The organism is Stappia sp. ES.058 (assembly GCF_900105595.1).
In the GTDB taxonomy this organism is placed as follows: Bacteria; Pseudomonadota; Alphaproteobacteria; order Rhizobiales; family Stappiaceae; genus Stappia.
In genome coordinates, this window is record NZ_LT629784.1 from 2,847,112 (window position 1) to 2,866,581 (window position 19,470).

Annotated in this window: 17 protein-coding genes; 7 read left to right on the top strand and 10 right to left on the bottom strand. The window is 64.2% G+C overall.

Going from position 1 to position 19,470, the window contains the following annotated elements:
• Positions 1-43 precede the first annotated feature (43 nt).
• Together BLU32_RS13230 and BLU32_RS13235 are read left to right on the top strand one after the other, a co-directional pair.
• A complete protein-coding gene (locus BLU32_RS13230; RefSeq protein WP_093807651.1) occupies positions 44-1,117 on the top strand; it encodes an AI-2E family transporter in 1,074 nt (357 codons plus the stop codon).
• An 82-nt stretch (positions 1,118-1,199) separates the two neighbouring features.
• Complete coding sequence (locus tag BLU32_RS13235; protein WP_157727670.1) at positions 1,200-1,934, top strand: SIMPL domain-containing protein; 735 nt, start codon at positions 1,200-1,202, stop codon at positions 1,932-1,934.
• A 67-nt stretch (positions 1,935-2,001) separates the two neighbouring features.
• Here the strand turns inward: BLU32_RS13235 and BLU32_RS13240 are convergent, their stop codons facing one another.
• Positions 2,002-2,667: a GNAT family N-acetyltransferase gene (locus BLU32_RS13240; RefSeq protein ID WP_371326929.1), complete on the bottom strand. Its 666-nt coding sequence runs from the start codon at positions 2,665-2,667 to the stop codon at positions 2,002-2,004.
• An 89-nt stretch (positions 2,668-2,756) separates the two neighbouring features.
• Between BLU32_RS13240 and speD the strand changes: the two genes are divergently transcribed.
• From speD to BLU32_RS13260, 4 genes are all read left to right on the top strand, one after another.
• Complete coding sequence (gene speD / locus BLU32_RS13245; protein WP_093807657.1) at positions 2,757-3,284, top strand: adenosylmethionine decarboxylase; 528 nt, start codon at positions 2,757-2,759, stop codon at positions 3,282-3,284.
• Positions 3,281-4,153 (top strand): polyamine aminopropyltransferase, encoded by an 873-nt coding sequence (gene speE / locus BLU32_RS13250; RefSeq protein ID WP_093807659.1) that lies wholly within the window; start codon positions 3,281-3,283, stop codon positions 4,151-4,153. Before speD ends, speE begins: the two co-directional genes overlap by 4 nt.
• A 255-nt stretch (positions 4,154-4,408) precedes the next feature.
• Positions 4,409-4,714: a type II toxin-antitoxin system RelE/ParE family toxin gene (locus BLU32_RS13255; protein WP_244501700.1), complete on the top strand. Its 306-nt coding sequence runs from the start codon at positions 4,409-4,411 to the stop codon at positions 4,712-4,714.
• Position 4,715: 1 nt separating this feature from the next.
• On the top strand, positions 4,716-5,063 hold the full coding sequence (locus tag BLU32_RS13260) for a helix-turn-helix domain-containing protein (RefSeq protein WP_093807663.1): 348 nt from the start codon (positions 4,716-4,718) through the stop codon (positions 5,061-5,063).
• A 111-nt stretch (positions 5,064-5,174) separates the two neighbouring features.
• Here BLU32_RS13260 and BLU32_RS13265 read toward each other — a convergent pair whose 3' ends face one another.
• A complete protein-coding gene (locus BLU32_RS13265) occupies positions 5,175-6,272 on the bottom strand; it encodes an FAD-binding oxidoreductase (protein WP_093807665.1) in 1,098 nt (365 codons plus the stop codon).
• Between the two features lie 181 nt (positions 6,273-6,453).
• Here BLU32_RS13265 and BLU32_RS13270 point away from each other — a divergent pair, with 181 nt between their 5' ends.
• Positions 6,454-7,116 (top strand): dimethylsulfonioproprionate lyase family protein, encoded by a 663-nt coding sequence (locus BLU32_RS13270; protein WP_093811016.1) that lies wholly within the window; start codon positions 6,454-6,456, stop codon positions 7,114-7,116.
• Between the two features lie 12 nt (positions 7,117-7,128).
• On the opposite strand, the gene BLU32_RS13275 is transcribed toward BLU32_RS13270, so the two are convergent.
• The 8 genes from BLU32_RS13275 to BLU32_RS13310 all read right to left on the bottom strand — a co-directional run bounded on the left by BLU32_RS13275 (position 7,129) and on the right by BLU32_RS13310 (position 19,442).
• Entirely contained in the window at positions 7,129-7,539 is a 411-nt protein-coding gene (locus BLU32_RS13275; RefSeq protein WP_093807667.1) for a ketosteroid isomerase-related protein, read from the bottom strand.
• Positions 7,540-7,648: 109 nt separating this feature from the next.
• Entirely contained in the window at positions 7,649-8,764 is a 1,116-nt protein-coding gene (locus BLU32_RS13280; protein WP_093807669.1) for a permease, read from the bottom strand.
• Entirely contained in the window at positions 8,757-9,098 is a 342-nt protein-coding gene (locus tag BLU32_RS13285) for a helix-turn-helix transcriptional regulator (protein WP_093807671.1), read from the bottom strand. Before BLU32_RS13285 ends, BLU32_RS13280 begins: the two co-directional genes overlap by 8 nt.
• A 559-nt stretch (positions 9,099-9,657) precedes the next feature.
• Complete coding sequence (locus tag BLU32_RS13290) at positions 9,658-12,189, bottom strand: P-loop NTPase fold protein (protein ID WP_157727671.1); 2,532 nt, start codon at positions 12,187-12,189, stop codon at positions 9,658-9,660.
• Between the two features lie 457 nt (positions 12,190-12,646).
• Positions 12,647-14,092, bottom strand: a complete 1,446-nt coding sequence (locus BLU32_RS13295) for a DUF930 domain-containing protein (RefSeq protein WP_093807675.1) — start codon at positions 14,090-14,092, stop codon at positions 12,647-12,649.
• Between the two features lie 159 nt (positions 14,093-14,251).
• On the bottom strand, positions 14,252-16,324 hold the full coding sequence (gene rpoD / locus BLU32_RS13300; protein ID WP_093811018.1) for an RNA polymerase sigma factor RpoD: 2,073 nt from the start codon (positions 16,322-16,324) through the stop codon (positions 14,252-14,254).
• Positions 16,325-16,813: 489 nt separating this feature from the next.
• Positions 16,814-18,823, bottom strand: a complete 2,010-nt coding sequence (gene dnaG / locus BLU32_RS13305) for a DNA primase (protein WP_093807677.1) — start codon at positions 18,821-18,823, stop codon at positions 16,814-16,816.
• A 163-nt stretch (positions 18,824-18,986) separates the two neighbouring features.
• Positions 18,987-19,442: a GatB/YqeY domain-containing protein gene (locus BLU32_RS13310; RefSeq protein WP_093807679.1), complete on the bottom strand. Its 456-nt coding sequence runs from the start codon at positions 19,440-19,442 to the stop codon at positions 18,987-18,989.
• Positions 19,443-19,470: the final 28 nt, after the last annotated feature.

Consider the following 19,470-nt stretch of genomic DNA (forward strand, 5'->3'; position numbering starts at 1 on the left):
ATGGTTCGAATTTCGCAAATTCCCTGCCCGCCAGAGGACCGCCATGCCGCGCTTTCCCGCAACTGTCGCGCTCGTTCTCGTCTCGATCACCCTCGTCGGCTGGCTGCTGTTCATCGGTCGCGCGCTGCTCCTGCCTTTCGCGATAGCTTTGCTGGTCTGGTACCTGATCAACGCACTTTCGGCGGCGGTGCGCGCAATTCCCTTCGGGCCCTGGCACCTGCCGCGCGCGATCGCGCTGCCCGCTGCCCTTGCCGTGATCTTCGGCCTGTCGTCGATCGTGGTCGACGTGGTCACCGCGAACCTGACGGAACTGGCGCGCGACGCGCCCGTCTACCAGGCACGCCTCGACGCGCTGTTGAAGACCTATTCGACCCGCTTCGGTCTGGCCAACCCGCTGGCCCTGCGCGACCTCATGCCCGATAATGCGTTCAACCAGGCGATTTCGGCGGGCGCAAACGCCATCACAACCATCGCCGGATCCGCGTCGCTGGTGTTCATCTACGTCCTGTTCCTGCTGCTCGAGCAATCCACCTTCGACCGCAAGATGGCGCGCCTGTTCGTCTCGCCGGAGCGTGCGGAAATGGTGTTCAAGGTGCGCGACCGGATCGCCGAGGCGCTGCGACACTATCTCGGCATCAAGACAGCCGTCAGCGTGCTGACCGGCCTCTTGACCAGCGGACTTCTGGTGATGCTCGGACTTCCCTATGCCGCGCTCTTCGGCTTTATCGCCTTCCTGTTGAACTACATTCCCACTATCGGTTCGCTGATCTCGGTGATCTTCCCGAGCCTGCTGGCGCTCGTCTATTTCGACACGCTCACGCCGTTCTTCATCATCAGCCTGGGACTTGGAACGATCCAGTTCTCGATCGGAAATCTTCTGGAACCGCGCCTGATGGGCAACAGCCTGAACATGTCCGGACTGGTGATCATGCTGTCGCTCGCCTTCTGGGGCGCGATCTGGGGCGTGACCGGCATGGTCCTCTGCGTGCCGCTGACCGTCATGGTGCTGATCATCTGCGCCCAGTTTCCAGGCTCCCGCCCGATTGCCGTTCTGCTGTCGGCCGATGGCGACGTCGGCGAGCCGATCTCCCCCCACGTCACATCGGAAGATCCCTGATCGCTGCCTTTCGCCCGCCGCATTTCGCGGAAAAGGTCGCCACCGGTTCTTTCCCCGACAAGGGGTCATCAGGAGTAAAATCATGCGCATTTCCAACACCCGCTCGCTCGTCACCGCCTGCACCGTCGCGCTCGTCCTTGCAGCGACCGCCGCCCGCGCACAGGAGGCGCCGCGCACCGCGACGATCGACATGGTGGGACAGGCAAGCGTTTCCGCCGCCCCCGACATGGCGATGGTGCAAAGCGGCGTCGTCAGCGATGCCGAAACCGCCGGCGACGCGATGACGGCAAACACCGCCGCGATGAGCGCCGTCGTCGCCCGCATCAAGGCCGCCGGCATCGAGCCGCGCGATATCCAGACCTCCGGCTTTTCGGTTTCCCCGCGCTATCGCCGGCTGAAAAGCACCGGACCCGACGAATACCGGTCGGAAGTCTTCGGCTACCGCGTCACCAACAACGTCACGGTACGGGTCCGCGAACTGGCCAACCTGGGTGCGCTGCTCGACGCGATGGTGCGCGACGGCGCCAATCAGATCGGCGGCATCTCCTTCGTGGTCAGCGACGCGGACAGCCTGAAGGACGCGGCGCGCAAGGCGGCGATGACGGACGCGATGCGCAAGGCGAAGCTCTACGCCGATGCCGCCGGCGTCGAACTCGGGCGGGTGCTTTCGATCAACGAACAGGACTTTGGCGGGCCGCGTCCGCAGATGATGATGGCACGCGCGGAAATGGTGTCCGACAGCGCGCCTGCGCCGGTCGAGGCGGGCGAGACCAGCCTTCAGGTGCGCGTCAACGTCACCTGGGAACTGGCGCAGTAACCCAGTCCCGCAAGGGCAAGCACCGACCGACGACAGGACGCGGGCCCGCACAGGTCCGCGTCTTTTTTTATGTCTGCTTTCCCAGTCCCTCGCGGGCCCAGACCTGAAGCTGCTTGCGGCTGTGTTGTGTCTCGCCGATATCCGGCCAGTCGAATCCCACGGTCAGACCGGACACGGGCCGGTAGCCGCGCTTCTTCCAGAATGGATCGAGCGGGCGATAGTCCGCCGGCTTTCGCGGATCGTCGTCGTTTCGGATCACCGCGCAAAAGGCCGCCCGATCGAAGCCGAGCGCGCGGGCATGCGCCTCGCGCCGATCGAAGAACGCATGGCCGGCGCCCCTGCCGCGAAAAGCGGAATCGAGCACGGATTCCGCAAAGTAAAAATACCGATCCGGATCAAGTCCGACTGCTGAAAAGGGTGCGCGAAAGTCTTCGACCTCCTCGGCCAGCGGCTGACCGGTCGCGGCTCCCACGAGATCTTCTGCGTCAAACGCGGCAACGACGACGGCACCGGGAGACGTGGCATAGCGAGCGAGGTATTCTTGCTCGTAGGCCAGAGATCCTTTGTAAAGATATGGCCAGTCCCGAAAAACGCGAACTCTGAGTTCCGCAAGGGCCGGAAGCACGGCTTCAATTTCACTAGCCGTCAAAGAAACAATATTCACAGGCATATTTTTTCGTCGCTTTTCCTTGGGATAGTCACAACATTCATTAAGCGCATGCCGGAATTGCAAAAATTACATTGCAATTCAACGCGACACACCTTAGATCATGCGCCTTCGGGACTGAACCCGGGTTTCATCTACTGGTTGGGGAGACCGCCATGTCTGACGACGGCCTCTTCCAATTGGGGATGGACTTGGAGGCTCGTGAAAGAGAAGCCGTGGACACGTCCACCTTCGTCGAGCCAAGAAGCACCACCCATACGGAAGACACCACTCAAGTATCCGCGCCTGCATCTCATGCGCAAGACGACCGGCTCGACCATTTCATCGAAAAGGACGGCGTGCGCTGTGCGGGATCGCATCTGATCATCGACCTCTATGACGCCACCCGTCTCGACGACCTCCCCTTTATCGAGGAAGCGCTCAAGACCTGCGTCGAGGAGGCCGGTGCGACCTTGCTGCACATTCATCTGCATCCGTTTCAGCCGGAAGGCGTGAGCGGTGTCGCGGTGCTGGCGGAAAGCCACATCTCGGTGCACACTTGGCCCGAGGCCGGCTATGCCGCCTTCGATGTCTTCATGTGCGGCGACGCGCAACCGGAAAAATGCGTCGAGGTGCTCAAGCGCGCTTTCACGCCCGGTCGCGCCGAAGTGAGCGAACTGCTTCGCGGCAAGGAGGTCGCATGAGCGACGACCTCGTCTTCAACGAGACGCTCCACCCCGGCGTCGAGGTCAAGTACCGCTGCGACAAGGTGCTCTATCAGGATCGCTCCGAACACCAGGACCTGGTTCTCTTCGAGAACCCGGTCTTCGGCAAGGTCCTGATGCTCGACGGCATCACCCAGGTGACGACCGCGGACGAATTCATCTACCACGAGATGATGGCGCATGTGCCGATCCTGGCGCATGGCGCGGCAACCGAGGTGCTGATCGTCGGCGGCGGCGACTGCGGCATGGCCGAGGAGGCGCTCAAGCATCCCGGCATCGAGCGGCTGACCCAGGTCGAGATCGACGATGCGGTGGTGGATTTCTCCAGGGAGCATTTCGCCGAGTTCAATGCCGCCGTCTTCCAGGACGAGCGGTTCGATCTGGTGATCGCCGACGGCGCGCGCTTCGTCGCCGAGACCGACCGCCGCTTCGACGTGGTGATGATCGATTCCACCGATCCTATGGGGCCGGGTGCCGTGCTCTTTACCGAGGAATTCTACCGCGCGGTGCATCGCTGCCTGAAACCCGGCGGCGTGCTGGTCACGCAAAATGGCGTGCCCTTCCTGCAGCGCGACGAACTGGTGACCTCGATCCGGCACTTTTCGAAGATCTACACGGATGCCTACGCCTATGTCGCGGCCATCCCGACCTATTTCGGCGGCCATATGGCGCTCGGCTGGGCCACCGACAATCCGGATCTGCGCAAGGTCTGCGTGGAGGAACTGACCCGTCGTTTCGACGCGGCCGGCTTCGACACGCGCTACTACACCCCCGAGGTGCATGCAGCCGCTTTCGCCCTCCCCCGCTTCATTCTTGATGCGGTGAAGGACGGATGCAATTCCGGCTGAGCAGATCCGACGAACGCATAAAAAGCAACATCAGGGCGGCAGCAATGCCGCCCTTTTCTTTTGCCTCGCCCTGAAGCAATACTACCCAAGGTCGCGCACCTGAGTTCGGCACACCCAGCCGAATGCGCGTGCGAAGTTTGCCCGCCGGGCGATGCGACCTGTCGCAGAACGAATTGATTTTTTATACTTAAATGAGTATATTTTCAGGGTCGAAGCATGAAACCATGCCGATGGGTCGGTGACTCACAGGAGAAAATGCGGACTTTCCCGCCCGAAGTGAAACGCGATATGGGCACCGCCTTGAGATATGCCCAATCCGGCTTGAAGGCGGGGAGCGCAAAACCGCTCAAGGGATTTGGGTCCGGTGTTCTTGAAATCGTGGACAATCACGATGGCGACACCTATCGCTGCATTTATCTGCTTCGCCTGAAGGGCATCGTCTATGTACTTCATGCATTCCAGAAGAAGTCGAAAACCGGCATCAAGACATCCAGACAAGACCTTGATCTGATCAAATCCCGCATCAAGCTGGCCGAAGCGGATTACAAGAGAGACAAGTGACATGAACGAGAACGTTGTCGAAGGAAGCGGAAATGTCTTCGCTGACCTTGGCCTGGAGGATGCCGGGGAACTCGACTTCAAGGCCGCCCTCGCGATCCAGGTGGCATCGATTGTCAAACACCGTCATCTTACCCAGCGCGAGGCAGGCGAGATCCTCGGAATTCCACAATCGCATGTCTCGAAGATCCTGAACGGAAAGCTCGAGGGCATCACCTCGGACAGGCTGATCCGCATGCTCTTGAAGCTTGGACGCGACATCGACATCGTGATCAAGAAGAAGCGGACACCGGCCGAACACGGTCGTCTCGCCATTGCCAGCGCGCGGAAACGGGTTCATGTCGCCGCGTAACGTGGCGCGTTCAGCCTCGGCCGGGATGCAGGAAAGCGATAGCAGGGCGGCAGCAATGCCGCCCTTTTCTTTTGCCGCCCTTTTTCGTGTCTGTGCCGTATCGGACCGGGGTCAGTCGCGTGCTTCCAGCCAGATCCGCATCGCATCGCGATCACCGGAGACCACGCCCTCCGCCACGCAGCGCCCGACCGCCGCGCCGAACTTGTAGCCATGCCCCGAGCAGGCCGAGACGATGGTGGCGCGCGGAGCGATCTCGGCAAAAAAGTGCTCGTCGCGGGTGAACGTATAGGCGCAGGTCACCACATCGCTGACCCGGTAGTCGGCGATGCGCGCGAACGGCGGGCCGAACAGGTCGCGCAGCCGCTCGCCCTCGCCCGGTTCCGGCACCCGCCGGTCATCCGCCTTGCATGGCACCTTGTGAATGCCCGCGCCGACCTTCAGCCCCGTCCCCGCCACCGGCGGCAGCACGTAGCCGTCGACCGTGCCGCCGACGTCGAGGATCGCGGGCGCCGCTTCCCAGGCCGCGCGCAGATCCTCCGGCGGATCGAGATAGGCGACCGCCGTGCGGTAGCTCGTCAGCGAGGCGGCAAGGGCTGGAAACAGCCCGAGCACCCAGGCCCCGGCCGTGACGACGACGTGATCGGCGGCAAGCTCTTCACCGCTTGCAAGCGTCACCCGGGCCTTGTCCGCATCCACCGCCGCAACGCGGGCGTTTTCGCGCACATCCGCGCCCGAACGCCGGAGCCAGTCGCGGACCCCGGCCGCGATCCTTTGGCACAGGAGCACGCCCCCCTCCGGGCTGAAGGCCGCGCTGTGGATCGCGGTCGAATCGAGAAAGGGATAGCGTTCGGCTGCCTCCGCCGGCGAGAAATCCTCGACCGGAAAGCCGCCGTCTACCAGCCCCTGGCGATAATCGACCGCCTCGTCGCGGCCGGTCTGCGAGACGATCAGGAAGCCGGTGTCGACCAGATGCTTGGCGCCGAGGTCGTCCCACAGCGCGTCCCAGGCGTCGAAGGCAGCGCCGATGCGGCGCTGATAGCCGGTTTGCCCGCCATAGGCGCGGCGGATGATGCGGTGCTGGTCGCCCGACGCCGACAACGGATTGGGGATCGGCCCCTGTTCCAGCAGCGTGACCTCGACGCCCTTTTTCGCCAGCGCCCATGCGGTGGCGAGACCGGAAATCCCGGCGCCCACGACGATCACGTTCATCCCTGCCGTCCTTCCTTGAAACCCCGCGTGCGAACCCGTGTCGAGCCTATGCCCGCAACACCCCCGCCGATAGCCGGGGAGCGCTCGAAACTCTCGCTTGCCCACAGTCGATTGTCGCGGCACCGTAAGCGTCACCACAGCCGTCGGGATGGCCCGTCCGGTTCCTTGGAGCATCGCCGACATGAGCGAGACCACTCTCTCCCGGATTCCCGATCTCGGCTATCTGCTGCGGGAATACTATGAGCTCTACCGGCATATGTCGTCGGGCGGCAGCGACAAGATCCGCGCCCATCAGCGCGGCGTGCGCGAGGCGATCAGCCGCGTTCTCAAGGCCAACGGCGCGGTGCGCTTCGGCGAGCCGGCGCAAAAGCCCGTCACCGCCCATTTGAAACGCGCGCTCGACGAAGGCCGGCTGGAGCGCACCGCGACCTTCATCCGCGCGGTGGAATCGATCTCGCCGCAACTGGTGTGGCAATACGGCTACGAGAAGATCCCGAAAGGTCTGGAGCGAACCTTCGCCTATGCGGAAGTCTGCGGGCCGAACGGGCCGGTGCTCACAAACGAGGTGATCCTCGGCCTGGTGCTCTTTGCGCCGGGCTGCACCTATCCGGCGCATGCCCACGACCGGATCTCGGAAAGCTACATCTGCCTGTCGGGCCACGTTTCGGAAAACCACCAGGGCGTCTATGCGCCGGGCTCGATGATCTTCAACCCGCCCGAACACACCCACCGCATCACGGTGTCGAAGACCGAGCCGGCGCTGCTTGCCTATGCCTGGTCCGGGCCGCCGGAGCTGCTCGCCAACCAGAAGATGGTGTTCTCGCGTCCCCGCAAGAAGACATGATGCGACCGCGCCTCAGCCGACGACCTGCGCGCTCCAGTCCGTCAGATTGTAATAGGTGGTGATGCGCGCGATCTTTCCGTCGCGGATCTCGAAGAAGGACCCCGCCGGCAGGCGATAGGTCTGGCCGTTTGCTTCCGGAAGCCCCTCGTCGGTGACGAGATAGCTGCCCGACACGATGAATTCGGCCGCCGCCCGCGCGCCATCCTCGGCAACGAAGATCACCATCTGCGACAGCTCCTCGCGGTAGCAGCGGGTCATATGCGCGTTGAAGGCCTTGAAAGCCTCTCGGCCCGAGCGCCGTTCGCCCTGGTTGACGTCATGCGCGACATCGTCGATGACGAGGCTCGCCATCTTGTCGGTGTCGCCGGCGTTGAAGGCGGCGAAATAGGTTTCGATCAGCGCGCGGGTGGTGTCGACGGTCATTCAAGGCATCCGGAAAAAGGCGTTGGCGGGAGATCCGATCGCCGAAGCGAAACGGGCGCGGCGGAGAGTGCCGTCCGCGCCCTTGAATGGCAAGCCCGCCGTCGCCGGATCAAAGCCCCGCCGTCATGAGCGCCTGGAACAGCACGCCCGAGACGATCGCGCCGACAAGACCGAGACCGATATAGGCGGCGAAGACCGGCACACGCACCAGCGACCAGACCGCGGCCATCGCCGGCACCGAACTGACCGCACCGGCAATCATGAAGGACATCGCCGCGCCCTGGGACATGCCCTGCTCGACGAGACCGGCCAGAAGCGGCGGCGCGACATAGCTGTTGAGATAGGCCGGCATGCCGACGAGGGCTGCGAGCACGATGGAGACCACGCCATTGCCTCCCACGACACGTGCGATCAGGTCGGCGGGCACATAGGTGACGAGGAGCGCTTCCAGCACATAGGCGAGCGCCAGCCACTTCGCCAGGAACAGCGCGTTGACGCGCAATTCGTCGCCGAAAACGGCGCGGCGCGGCGCCTCGCTCCAGAAGCGCCACTGCGGCGCGCCGCCAAGTGCCGGCTTGCTGCAGCATCCCCCGGCCGAAATCGCACGCGCGGGATTGGCAAAGGCCCCGCCCGCCGTCATCGCCTTGACCGCGAAACCGCCGAACAGGCCGAGCGCGACGGCGAAGACCGCCTTGGCAATCGCGAAGGGCCAGCCGAGGGCTGCCGCCGTGATCAGGAGCGTCGGCGGATCGATCAAGGGCGACGACAGCCAGAACGCCATGATCGCGGGCAAGGGCGCACCGACCGCGAGCAATCCGGCAATGAAAGGCACGACCTGACAGGAGCAGAAGGGCGCCAGCCCGCCGAACAGCGCGGCCAGCAGGATCGCCTGGGTCTCGCGACCCTCGAATGCGCGCCCGACCAGCGCCTGCGCACCGGTCGCCTTCATCCCTGCAATCAGCAGGACCGCCACCAGCACATAGGGAAGCGTCGCGGCAAAGGCGCGCGCGGCAAAGGCGACGATCCGGCCCGCCTCGCCCGGATCGAGCACAAGAACCAGCAAGGGTAAGGCGACGACAAGGCTCCAGGGCGTCAGCAGCCAGGGTTTCAGCCCGCGCCAGGAGATCTGCGGCGTCGGCGGCGCGGCGGCCGGCCCTGCACCTTTTCCGGTCTTGGGGCCGCAGCAGCCGCTTTCGCTTGGTCCGGCGGAGGTCGTGTCAGCCATCTGTGGTGTCCTTCCGGGGCGCGGCCGGCGTCCATTCGTCGGCGCAGCATTGCGACAGGATGAAACCCGCCAGATCCTTCAGCCGGTCGAACTCCGCCCGGTTGATGACGGAGCGGCCGGATTTTTCCTGGGCGATCAGCCCGCCGGCGGCGAGAAACCGAAGGTGATGGGCAAGCGTGGAAGCGGCCATGCCGGTGCGCTCCTGGATGTCGCCGACGGTCAGTCCGGCCCGCCCGGCCCGAACGAGCGCAAGCACGACGGCAAGCCGCGCCTCCGATCCGATGGCCGCAAATCCTTGGGCGGCTTCCTCGATGTCGAGTCTCTTGTTTTCCATATAACTGGTTTTATAGTTTTATTTTCGAAAAGCAAGCCGGAAGAGTGGCGGCGCCGGACGAGACACCATGCCCCTGCAAGAACGCCGGCAAGTCAACGCATTCGATATCGCGGCACGACGCGGGCCAAATGGCGCCAACCGGACACGAGAGGAAACAGGCACGGGCGGCGGAGACTCCCCCTCCAGCCGGAACGATGTGAAATGCACCCGAAAACGCCCACGCTCCGTCGTCACCCCACACAGCGCGCGTCATCCCCGACTTGATCGGGGATCCATTCGTTTCCAGAGCAAATGCCAGGAGTTGCGGCAATGCCTCGCGCACCCTTGCCGTCGCTCCGACGCCGAGCGTCGCGGCGACCTAGCCTGTCGCGGCACAATGCACCCCGCTCATCGCCGTCTCGGCTCCACACGCTGTCCGAGGGTGCCAATGGATCCCCGATCAAGTCGGGGATGACGGCGGAGACGGACGCAAACCACGCACGAAAAACCGCAGACGCACGTGCTTGTAGACTGTCTCGCGCGACCGCTTCGCAAAACAGGGGCCGGGTGCGACCGGGGCTCAGCCCATTGCTCCGCGCACGATCTGGCGCACGGCCTCCGCATCGAGCGGAGGTGCATCCATATCTGCGCCGTCCTTGCTCAAGGTGCCGGCGAGAATGGCCTGAACCGCGAGCACTTCGGCGTACGGCTTCAAGGCCGGCGGAATATCGTCGCTGTCCGCGCTCGAAATCGCGAGCGGGTCAGCGGCGTCGGGGTGTTCGGTCAAAAGGTCGGCAAGTGCCGGAAAGCGCTGCTCCAAAACAGTCCAACGGGCCAGCACCTCGCGGGACACGTCGCTTCCTTCGAGCGCAATGATCGCGCGACGCATGCCGAAGGCGTTGATCATCCGCTTCATCACGCGCGGGTTGTCCGGCAAAAGACCGGCGAAACGCGACAGCAAATGCTCCGTCTCCTGCCGGACCGTGCTCGAAGCGCTTTCCTCGGCGACGACCGCCGCGCGAAGATATTCATCATCCGGATCGGCCTGCGCGAGTTCCTGATCGATCATGGCGGAACCAAGCTCTGATCCATAACTCTCTTTGAGTTCCGCGCGCCTTTGGGACACCCCTTCATCGAAGCTCTTTGCTCGGTCGCGCGCAGATCCCGCGCCTTCAGCCTTGGCCGCATCGGCCTTGCCCAAAAGACCATCCAGATACCGTTGCTTCCAGTCGCCCATGCCCGGGATCGGCACTGACATCTGAAAGATCTTTTCCAGAAACAGATACCCGAGCGGCTGGCCAAGGTTTCCGACATGCTCCGTGAACTCCGGATAGCGCTTTTCGAAGGCCGCGCGGATCCAGGTCTTGTCGGCCGCAACCAGATAAGCGACCTTTTCGTGCCGGAAGGAGGTCTGGATGCCCTCCAGCAGATCGACCACATAGTCCGCATTGCAGCGGTCGAGATCATCGATGAAAATGCAGACATGGCGATCCGTCGTTTCGACCAGATCGCGGAACAGCTCGCAAACCTTCTTCATCGGGTCCTTGGCGACCTTCAGATAAAACTCCTCATTGCTCATGGAGCCAAAAAAGGCCTGGCGGATCAACAATCGACCTCCACCATAAAGGGTGATGAGAAAACCTATGGCAGCGAAAACATCTTTCACCGCGGAGGGCGGGAGTGCCGCATAGACGATCATAGCGGCGAGAAGCGCAAAGACACCACCGAGTACGGGCAGCCATTCTGCGCGAAAGATCCACTGTCGCCAGACATGGCGCACGTCATTGCCGCGCATCCACTGGCCATCCTTTTTCAAGCTGTCCATACAGCCGTCCTTGACCGCCTCGATCAGCGGCCACCAGGGCGGATTGCGCCGTTCGTGCTGCCAGGCATTGAAATGCACAACGGCCCAGGGATCGTCCGTCGCGCGCTCGGGGTCGCGCAGCGCCTGATCCATCATGAGAAGAACAGAGGATTTTCCCGCCCCCCATGGACCGTGCAGATTGAGCGCGAAACCGTCCGGCGTTGTCTCCGCCCGCATCTCGTCCATCCGCCGCACCAGTTCCAGCGCGAAGGGGCGACGCGCCAACCCGTCGACATCGGTCGGATGGTCGAATTGCGTGCGGGTCTCTTCGACGAGCGCCCGCTCCGCTTTGTCGTCGGCAGTCGTGTCGGTTGGATCGTCGGACTTCGGGTCAAACACATCTTCGGTGTTGCCGGCATCCGCCGTCTCCGTGGACCTCGGATCAAACAACGGCGGCTCGCCGGCGACGATGTGCCCGATGTCCGCCATCACCTCGTCCGGATCGCGGTTCCAGAAGCTCTCGGGCTGGGTCGCAATGGCGATGTCGGTGTCTGCGCCGAACGCACTTGAGGCGGGTCGATCCCTGCCGTCCGGCAGGAGCGCGCGATACCAATCGACGATAAGTTTCCATGGGCCGGGCCACTGGTCACTCTCTGAAAAATCGGAGAGTTCGAGTTTCATTTTTGAATAAGTGCTTGATCCGGAGGCGGACTCGATGGGCGCATTCATCGGCCACAAACTGCTGGAGGCAATGACACCGACGTCAACAAGCCGATCCAAGAGCTGTGCATCATCAGAAACGCTTTCCCAAAATTCAAGCGGATATAGATGACTTTCTGAAGCTGAAATAAACGCTTTAGCGGCTTGTATCACCGCCTCAAGGGCAATCACGCGAGCATCCTTGTCGAAGATTACGGACTGGATCGCCTTAGTAATGGAAGCATAGGAATGACCGAAGGGCCTTGCCGCAGCCAAATCCGCGCCGGGATTCAAGCCCTCATCATATGAACCTCTAAAAGAGTATGAGCTAGCATAAATTTTTTCACGAATTAATTCTCTGCGAGGATGAAAGAAAAAAACCCATTGAGAAAAAGAAATTCGAAAACATTCTAATAGAATAGATTTTCTGGGCAATCCCCTTGAAAGCCGATTATCTATCGTGGAATACCCAATAATGAAAGGAAACACCCTGAGCGCCGCGCGCACAGCAAGCACCCGTGCCCAGTCGGGCGGCTTGCCCTCAAGCCACGCTTCGAGGTCTTCCCTTGAAGCGATCTTCAGTTCCGGCTCGTCGTCCTTGTCCGCCACGTCTGCCCCACACGTATGCCCGGCCAACTAGTTTGACGGGCAGCGCGCGCGGCGACAACCGGTTTATGGCGAATTCTCGCCGGCGCTCCGCCCTCCGACATCACCCCGGGCAAGCGCCAGCGCGACCCGGGGCCCATTGGCATCCGTATCGTCGAAAGGAGCCTCCGCGTCTGCGGCGCACGCCGCCGCGCCCTCTCCGCCGCTCTGGCAATGAACGGATCCCCGATCACGTCGGGGATGACGCGTGGCGGTCGGCTGAGTGCTGCGAAACGCGGCTCGCCAAGGCGGAGCGGCGTGGGGGCAAGGGCAAGACGCCTTTCCCGTTGCCGTGTTGTCCGGCAACGACGGACCGATGCACGGGACTTTGGTGCGCGCGGCCGTCCCCAACTGCGCGTGAGCCGCGATCCGCTGTCCCTTGGCACCCTGAGCCTCGACGGGATGCCACGCCCCCTCCCCCTCAGTTCTGCGGAAAGCCGCGCGAACGCCATTCGGACCGCGGCACCGGCGGGCCGACGCGGAAGGAGAAATTTTCCACCCGCGTCACCGCCGGGTCGGTCTCGCAGCGGAAATCGAGGTCGTACCAGGCCCCGCGCGAGCGATAGGCGGCGCGCACCGGCGCCAGCACCGTGCCCGGTTGCGGGCGGAAGGAGGGCAGGATTTCCGCCGGGCGGTCGGGGTAAAGGTCGCGGATCTGCGCGCGCAATTCCGTCAGGCACAGCAGATTGAGCCGCTGCGGCCCCGACATGCCGGCCATGGCCGTGCGGGCGCGCGAATCCCCGAGAATCCGGTCGGAAAAAAGCTCCCGCGCGCGGGCAAGACGCGGCGCGCCCGGCCGGCGCGCCGGTTCCGACGCATTTCCGGGCAGCCGGACGCCCGGTGGCAGATCGCCTTGCTCGGCCGCCCGCGCCGCGGCCCGCAAGGCCCCCGGCGGCAGCGGCGGCTTGGCGCGCGGCAAGGTGGTCGCAATGGCCCCCGACAGGCCGTCGGCCTCAGGCGCGCTGCGAGGGGCCTCCTCCACAGCCGTCTCGCCGAACGGGGCGGTTTCGCCCTCCGCCTCCGGCCCGGCGATGATATCGGTTTCCGGCGCAGTTTCCTCGGGAGCCGGCTCCGCGACCGCCTCTTGCGTCTCGGTCTCTTCCCCGGCCGGCGTTTCCTCGGCTGATACGTCCTCGGTTGATACGTCCTCGGTGGGCGTTTCTTCCACCGGCGCGTCTTCCGGTGACGGCTCTTCGGTGGCAGACGGATCGGCCTCGGTCCCGGCTTCCGTCTCGACCGGCGTCTCCGTCACCGGCTCCGGAACAACCGGCTCCGCCTCATCGGCCTCTTGCGTCTCCACCGTCTCGGCGACCTCGGCGTCGCCATCCTCGCCAACGGGCTCCTCGGGACGCGGTTCGTCCTCGGCAGGCAGCAGCGCGCCGTCGCGCGGGTCGCCCTCTTCCCCGCCGGCGGCCTCGGACGATTCCTCCGCGAATTCCTCCACCGGCTGCAACACCGGCAGGCTGTCGGCATCCGGCGCCGGCGGCGGGAGGGCTTCGGGCTGCTCCGGCTCCGGCGCCTCCTCCTCCGCCTCGGGCTGCGGTTCCGGCGCGAGCGCGTCCTCTTCTTCCTGTTCCTGTTCCGGTTCAGGTTCGGGCGCGGGCTCTTCGGCGGCAGGCTCTTCCACCACCGGCTCTTCCGGCGCGGGCGCTTGCGGCGGCGGCACCAGCACCACCTCGATCGGCTCGGCCTCCGGCGTTTCCATCTCCCGGGGCGGTGTCTCGATGAACAGGAGCACGATCAGCCCGTGCAACAGCACCGATGCGGCCACGCCGACGAGAAACAGCCTGGACCCCGGCCGGCCGTCCTCGCGCGCCGGCGCGGGGCCGGGCACGATCTCGGGCAGGTCGGAGGGCGTGGAAACCACGGGGAAAGCACCTTCTGGCTGCAAGCCGGGTCAGGGGAGATGCGAGGCCGCAAGGCTCGATGAGCGGCCAGGCGGACTCAATAACGCAGCCGAAAAGGGCATCAAAATGAAAAACCCGGCGTCGCCGCCGGGTTTTTCCTGTCTTGCGATGACAATCGGTCAGCTGTCGAGGAACGAGCGCAGCTTGCGCGAGCGGCTCGGATGCTTGAGCTTCCTGAGCGCCTTGGCCTCGATCTGGCGGATGCGCTCGCGGGTAACCGAGAACTGCTGGCCGACCTCTTCCAGCGTGTGATCGGTGTTCATGCCGATGCCGAAGCGCATCCGCAGCACGCGTTCCTCGCGCGGAGTGAGCGAGGCGAGCACGCGCGTCGTCGTCTCGCGCAGGTTCGACTGGATCGCCGCGTCGATCGGCAGGATCGCGTTCTTGTCCTCGATGAAATCGCCGAGATGGCTGTCTTCCTCGTCGCCGATCGGCGTTTCGAGCGAGATCGGCTCCTTGGCGATCTTCAGGACCTTGCGCACCTTTTCCAGCGGCATCTGCAGCTTTTCGGCCAGTTCCTCCGGGGTCGGCTCGCGGCCGATCTCGTGCAGCATCTGGCGCGAGGTGCGCACGATCTTGTTGATCGTCTCGATCATGTGCACCGGAATGCGGATGGTGCGGGCCTGATCGGCGATCGAACGGGTGATCGCCTGCCGGATCCACCAGGTGGCATAGGTGGAGAACTTGTAGCCGCGCCGGTACTCGAACTTGTCGACCGCCTTCATCAACCCGATGTTGCCTTCCTGGATGAGGTCCAGGAACTGCAGGCCGCGGTTGGTGTATTTCTTGGCAATCGAGATCACGAGCCTGAGGTTGGCCTCGACCATTTCCTTCTTGGCGATGCGCGCCTCGCGCTCGCCCTTTTGCACCATCGAGACGATGCGGCGGAACTCGGTCGTCTCAAGCCCCGTCTCGGACGCAAGGCTCTGGATCTCCTGACGCAGGTCGCGGATCATCTCCTTCTCGCCGGCGACGAAGTTCTTCCAGCCCTTGGACGAGAGATTGGCGACCTTGCGGATCCAGTTGGGATCGAGCTCGTTGCCCTGATACTGCTTGAGGAAATCGCCGCGATCGACGCCATGGCTGTCGGCGAGCCGCAAGAGACGGCCCTCGTAGCCCATCAGCCGCTTGTTGATGTCGTAAAGCTGCGCGACCAGCGCGTCGATGCGCTGCTGGTTGAGCGACAGGCTCTTCACATCGACGACGATGTCTTCCTTGAGCTTCTTGTAGCGGCGTTCCTGCGAGGGCGTCAGCGTCTTGTTGGCGAGCTTGTTCTCGACCAGCTGGTCCTGCAGGCGACGCAGCTTCTTGTATTCGTCGGCGATGCTGTCGAAGGTCTCCAGCACCTTCGGCTTGAGCTCGGCCTCCATCGCGGAGAGCGAGATGTTGGCCTCGAACTCGTCATCGTCGTCGTCGCCATTGTCGGAATCGCCGTCCGTCTCGCCCTCGGGCTTGCTTTCGGCGCTGCCGGAGGCGACGTCCGGGCGCGCGCCCGGCGTCGCGGCCGCCTGCGATCCGGGCTGCGGGACGGCGGCGCCATCGGCGGATGCGGATGCACCCGCGGCGCCCTCGTCACCGTCCCCGTTTTCCTCGGCACCCTCGGGCTTGAAGTCGGGACCGGAATAGGTCGCTTCCAGGTCGATGATGTCGCGCAGGAGGACCTTGCCCTCATTCAGTTCGTCGCGCCAGATGATGATGGCCTGGAACGTCAGCGGGCTTTCGCAAAGCCCTGCGATCATCGCCTCGCGACCGGCCTCGATGCGCTTGGCGATGGCGATCTCGCCCTCGCGCGACAGCAGCTCGACCGAGCCCATTTCGCGCAGATACATGCGAACGGGATCGTCCGTGCGGTCGGTCGGCTCTTTCGTCGTGGTCTTGGCCACGGCGGTCGGCGCGGCCTCGACCAGTTCGGTGCTCTGCGTGCCCTCGCCCGCGGCTTCCTCGGCCTCTTCTTCCTCGATGACGTTGATGCCCATGTCGGACAGCATCGACATCGTGTCCTCGATCTGCTCCGAGGTGACCTCTTCGGAGGGAAGAACCTCGTTCAGTTCCTCGTAGGTGACGTAACCGCGCTTCTTGGCGAGCTTGATCATCCGCTTTACGGCGGCATCGGAGAGATCGAGCAAGGGGCCGTCGGTCGTCTCGCTGGAAGGTTCCTGGGATTCGTCCGCCTGGGTTGCTTTCACTGCCATATTGTTCTCCGGCGCCGCCGGCTGCTCGGGCCTGGCGCTGTCGCGTTTCGTCTCGGTGCGGTTCACATCGTACCGGGCCGCGGTTTCTCTCCACCGCCACGGACCCGTCGAGCCACGCACGTTTTTTCCGCCCCGGCCCGCGTTCTTCAGAAGGCGTCCAGGCTTCGATAAAATATTTCTAGTCGGTGTCCGTTAAGTGCCACTTAACCCTGCAAATCGATTCGACAAGCCGCGTTCCGCTCCGGCTCTGCGCGCGCGGAAGCGCGCCGGCAAAACCGGTTTCGCACAAGGGTATCTGACAGCAATATGATTTCAGGCCGCTTAGGATGCCTGTCTCGCATTGGACATGGCGGGGCGCGGCTCGGGACGCTGTCACTTAGCTGTATTTAGCGCAACACGCCGGATTCGCAAGAGTGATTCGTCTCCCGTCAATCGATTCGACAGACATTTCCCCACCGATGACGCGTCCCGTCGCCGTGAGCGGGCGCCTCAGCGCGACGACGCCACGGCCGGGACAAGCGGGCCAGCGCCGGTGGCCTGACGCGCAGACCGCAGGCTGCGGGCTTTTTCCGCAAGTTCCTGTTCGTCGCGCGCGCACTCTTCGCGCCGGCGCGCGAGATCCTGCGACTGCGCGCGAATGCGCTGCCAGTCGGCCTCCTCCAGGCCGTCTTCGAGTGCGGCCATTTCCGCGTCGAGCTCCTGTTCCAGAGCGCGGACCTCCAGCGCATCCAGATAATGCGCGAACAGATCCTCGACGAAATCCACCGGCGGATCATGGCGCAGGATCGGCAAACGCTGCTTCAGGTCCTGAAAGCGGGCGCGAAATCGCGGATCGCCGCGCACCGGCACCGTGGCCGCGCCGTCTTCTTCCTGAAACACCTCGGACAGGATCTGGTAGAAGCTTGAATCCAGGCTCTCGAAGAAGCCACTGACCGGCACCTCCTGAAGCTCGGTGGCGATCCGGCACAATTCATCGCGGAAACGCGCATGCAGCGGATCGCTCAGGCCGGCCGTGCTGATGCGCTCCACATTGTGCTCGAGCAGATCCGGATACTTGAGGCAAAGACCGCACAGGATGCGCTCGTTACCGAACATCGTGCCACCGGGAAGATCGCCGCCACGCGCCGGCACGGAAGGCTCGGCCGCCGGATCGCCCGGGCGCCGCCCGCTGCCCGCAGCGCCGCGGCCCGGGCCGGCGCGCTGCGCCCGCGCCTGACGATAGAACAGATTGGACAGCCTGAGCCGGATATCGAGCTGATAGCCGCGCTTGACCCGCTCGTCCGCAATCGTGCGCGTCAGGTCGTCGAGACCCTTCTCCAGCGCGGCGCGGCGCTCCGGCGTGTCGATACGCGCCGCATCGACCTCGCGCGCCCACAAGACATCGATGAGCGGAAGGCTGGCGGCGAGTTCGCGCGCGAAGGCATCAACGCCCCCGTCCGCGATCAGGTCATCGGGATCCTTGCCGTCGGGAAGAAAGACGAAACCGAAAGAGTAACCGCTGCGCAGGCCCGGCAGGATCCGGTCGACCGCCCGGTGCGCGGCGGCGACACCGGCCGCATCACCGTCGAAACAGATCACCGGCTCGGGCGCGAGCCGCCACAGGCGGCCGACCTGCTCCTCGGTGAAGGCCGTTCCAAGGGCGGCGACCACGTTGCGCATGCCCGCCTGCCAGATGGCGATGGCGTCCATGTAACCTTCCACGACGATGGCCTGCCCGCTCTTGTGGGCCGGTTCGCGCGCGCGATGGAAGTTGAACACCATGGTTCCCTTGTGGAACAGCGGCGTTTCCGGCGAATTCAGGTATTTCGGCTGACCATCGGGATCGAGCGTGCGCCCGCCGAAGGCGATGACGCGGCCGCGGTCGTCCTGGATCGGGATCATCAGCCGGTTGCGGAAGCGGTCGTAGCTGGCCCGCCCGTCCTCAGGCTTGATGACGAGGCCGGCCTCGATCATTGCCGCCTCCTCGACACCCTTGCCGATCAGGTGCCGTTTCAGCCCGTCGCGCCCGTTCGGCGCGTAGCCGAAGCGGAATTCCCGCAAGGTCTCGGGCAGCAGGCGCCGCTTGCGCACATAGGCGCGCGCCTCCTCCCCGCCGGAGGTCGCCATGTTGTCCTGAAAGAACCGCGCCGCCATCTCGCAGATTTCGGAAAGGCTTGCCCGGCGTTCGGCCCGCGCCGCCTCGCGCGGATCCGGCGCCGGCAGCGGGACACCGGATTGTTCGGCAAGCCGCTCCACCGCCTCGGGAAAGGACAGGCCTTCGGTTTCCGTCAGGAAACGGAAATGATCGCCCGACGCGCCGCAGCCGAAACACTTGTAGCGCCCTCGCCGATCGTCGACGTGAAAGCTCGGCGTCTTTTCCTGATGGAACGGGCAACACGCCCAGAAGTCGCCGCGCGCGGCCTGCGTCTTGCGCCGGTCCCAGCTCACGCGCCGCACCACCACCTCCGACAACGGGAGGCGGTCACGGATCTCGTCAAGCAAGCCGGGCGAAAAGCGCATATCGGGTCCTGTCCGGAAGCCCCGCCAGCGCGCGGCGGGGCAAGATCTAATAAAACCAGTTTACATCAACGCGGCCACCGGTTCATCCGCGATGGCGCCCGGCGGCGCCTTCCGCAAAGACCCGCCGCCGCGCAGGCATGGATCGCGCAGGCATTGATCATGCCTACTCGCTACGCAGCAGATCCTTCACCACACAACTCGCCCGCACGAAATCCATCTGCCCGGGATAGCGCGTCTTCAGGGCGCTCATGCAGCGGCCCATGTCGCGCAGCCCCTTGGCGCTGATGTCGCGCACGATGTCCTCGCAGGCTTCCTGCATCGCGTGCTCGTCGAACTGCTTTGGCAGGAATTCACGGATGACGGCGACCTCGTCGCGCTCCTGCTCGGCCAGCTCGAGCTGGCCCGATTCCTCGAAATCGCGGATCGAGCGGCTGCGCTGATCCACCATTTTGTCGAGGATTTCCTGAAGGTCCGTCTCCTTGATACCGTCGCGACCGAGCTCGCGTGAACGCGATTCCCGGTCCTGAATGGCCGCCAGAAGCAGCCGCAACGTAGCGGCCCGGCGCTTGTCTTTGGTTTCCACCGCCTGGCGAAGCGCCGCATCAATCCGTTCCCGCATGACCTGCCCTGCCGTTTGCTCGCGAACG

What these genes read in the sequence shown, in the direction of transcription:
- BLU32_RS13280 (WP_093807669.1), bottom strand. Translation starts at nt 8,764, where the DNA reads ATGGCTGACACGACCTCCGCCGGACCAAGCGAAAGCGGCTGCTGCGGC.
- BLU32_RS13275 (WP_093807667.1), bottom strand. Translation starts at nt 7,539, where the DNA reads ATGACCGTCGACACCACCCGCGCGCTGATCGAAACCTATTTCGCCGCC.
- speE (WP_093807659.1), top strand. Translation starts at nt 3,281, where the DNA reads ATGAGCGACGACCTCGTCTTCAACGAGACGCTCCACCCCGGCGTCGAG.
- BLU32_RS13260 (WP_093807663.1), top strand. Translation starts at nt 4,716, where the DNA reads ATGAACGAGAACGTTGTCGAAGGAAGCGGAAATGTCTTCGCTGACCTT.
- BLU32_RS13265 (WP_093807665.1), bottom strand. Translation starts at nt 6,272, where the DNA reads ATGAACGTGATCGTCGTGGGCGCCGGGATTTCCGGTCTCGCCACCGCA.
- speD (WP_093807657.1), top strand. Translation starts at nt 2,757, where the DNA reads ATGTCTGACGACGGCCTCTTCCAATTGGGGATGGACTTGGAGGCTCGT.
- BLU32_RS13230 (WP_093807651.1), top strand. Translation starts at nt 44, where the DNA reads ATGCCGCGCTTTCCCGCAACTGTCGCGCTCGTTCTCGTCTCGATCACC.
- BLU32_RS13235 (WP_157727670.1), top strand. Translation starts at nt 1,200, where the DNA reads ATGCGCATTTCCAACACCCGCTCGCTCGTCACCGCCTGCACCGTCGCG.
- BLU32_RS13310 (WP_093807679.1), bottom strand. Translation starts at nt 19,442, where the DNA reads ATGCGGGAACGGATTGATGCGGCGCTTCGCCAGGCGGTGGAAACCAAA.
- BLU32_RS13270 (WP_093811016.1), top strand. Translation starts at nt 6,454, where the DNA reads ATGAGCGAGACCACTCTCTCCCGGATTCCCGATCTCGGCTATCTGCTG.
- rpoD (WP_093811018.1), bottom strand. Translation starts at nt 16,324, where the DNA reads ATGGCAGTGAAAGCAACCCAGGCGGACGAATCCCAGGAACCTTCCAGC.
- BLU32_RS13255 (WP_244501700.1), top strand. Translation starts at nt 4,409, where the DNA reads ATGCGGACTTTCCCGCCCGAAGTGAAACGCGATATGGGCACCGCCTTG.
- dnaG (WP_093807677.1), bottom strand. Translation starts at nt 18,823, where the DNA reads ATGCGCTTTTCGCCCGGCTTGCTTGACGAGATCCGTGACCGCCTCCCG.
- BLU32_RS13285 (WP_093807671.1), bottom strand. Translation starts at nt 9,098, where the DNA reads ATGGAAAACAAGAGACTCGACATCGAGGAAGCCGCCCAAGGATTTGCG.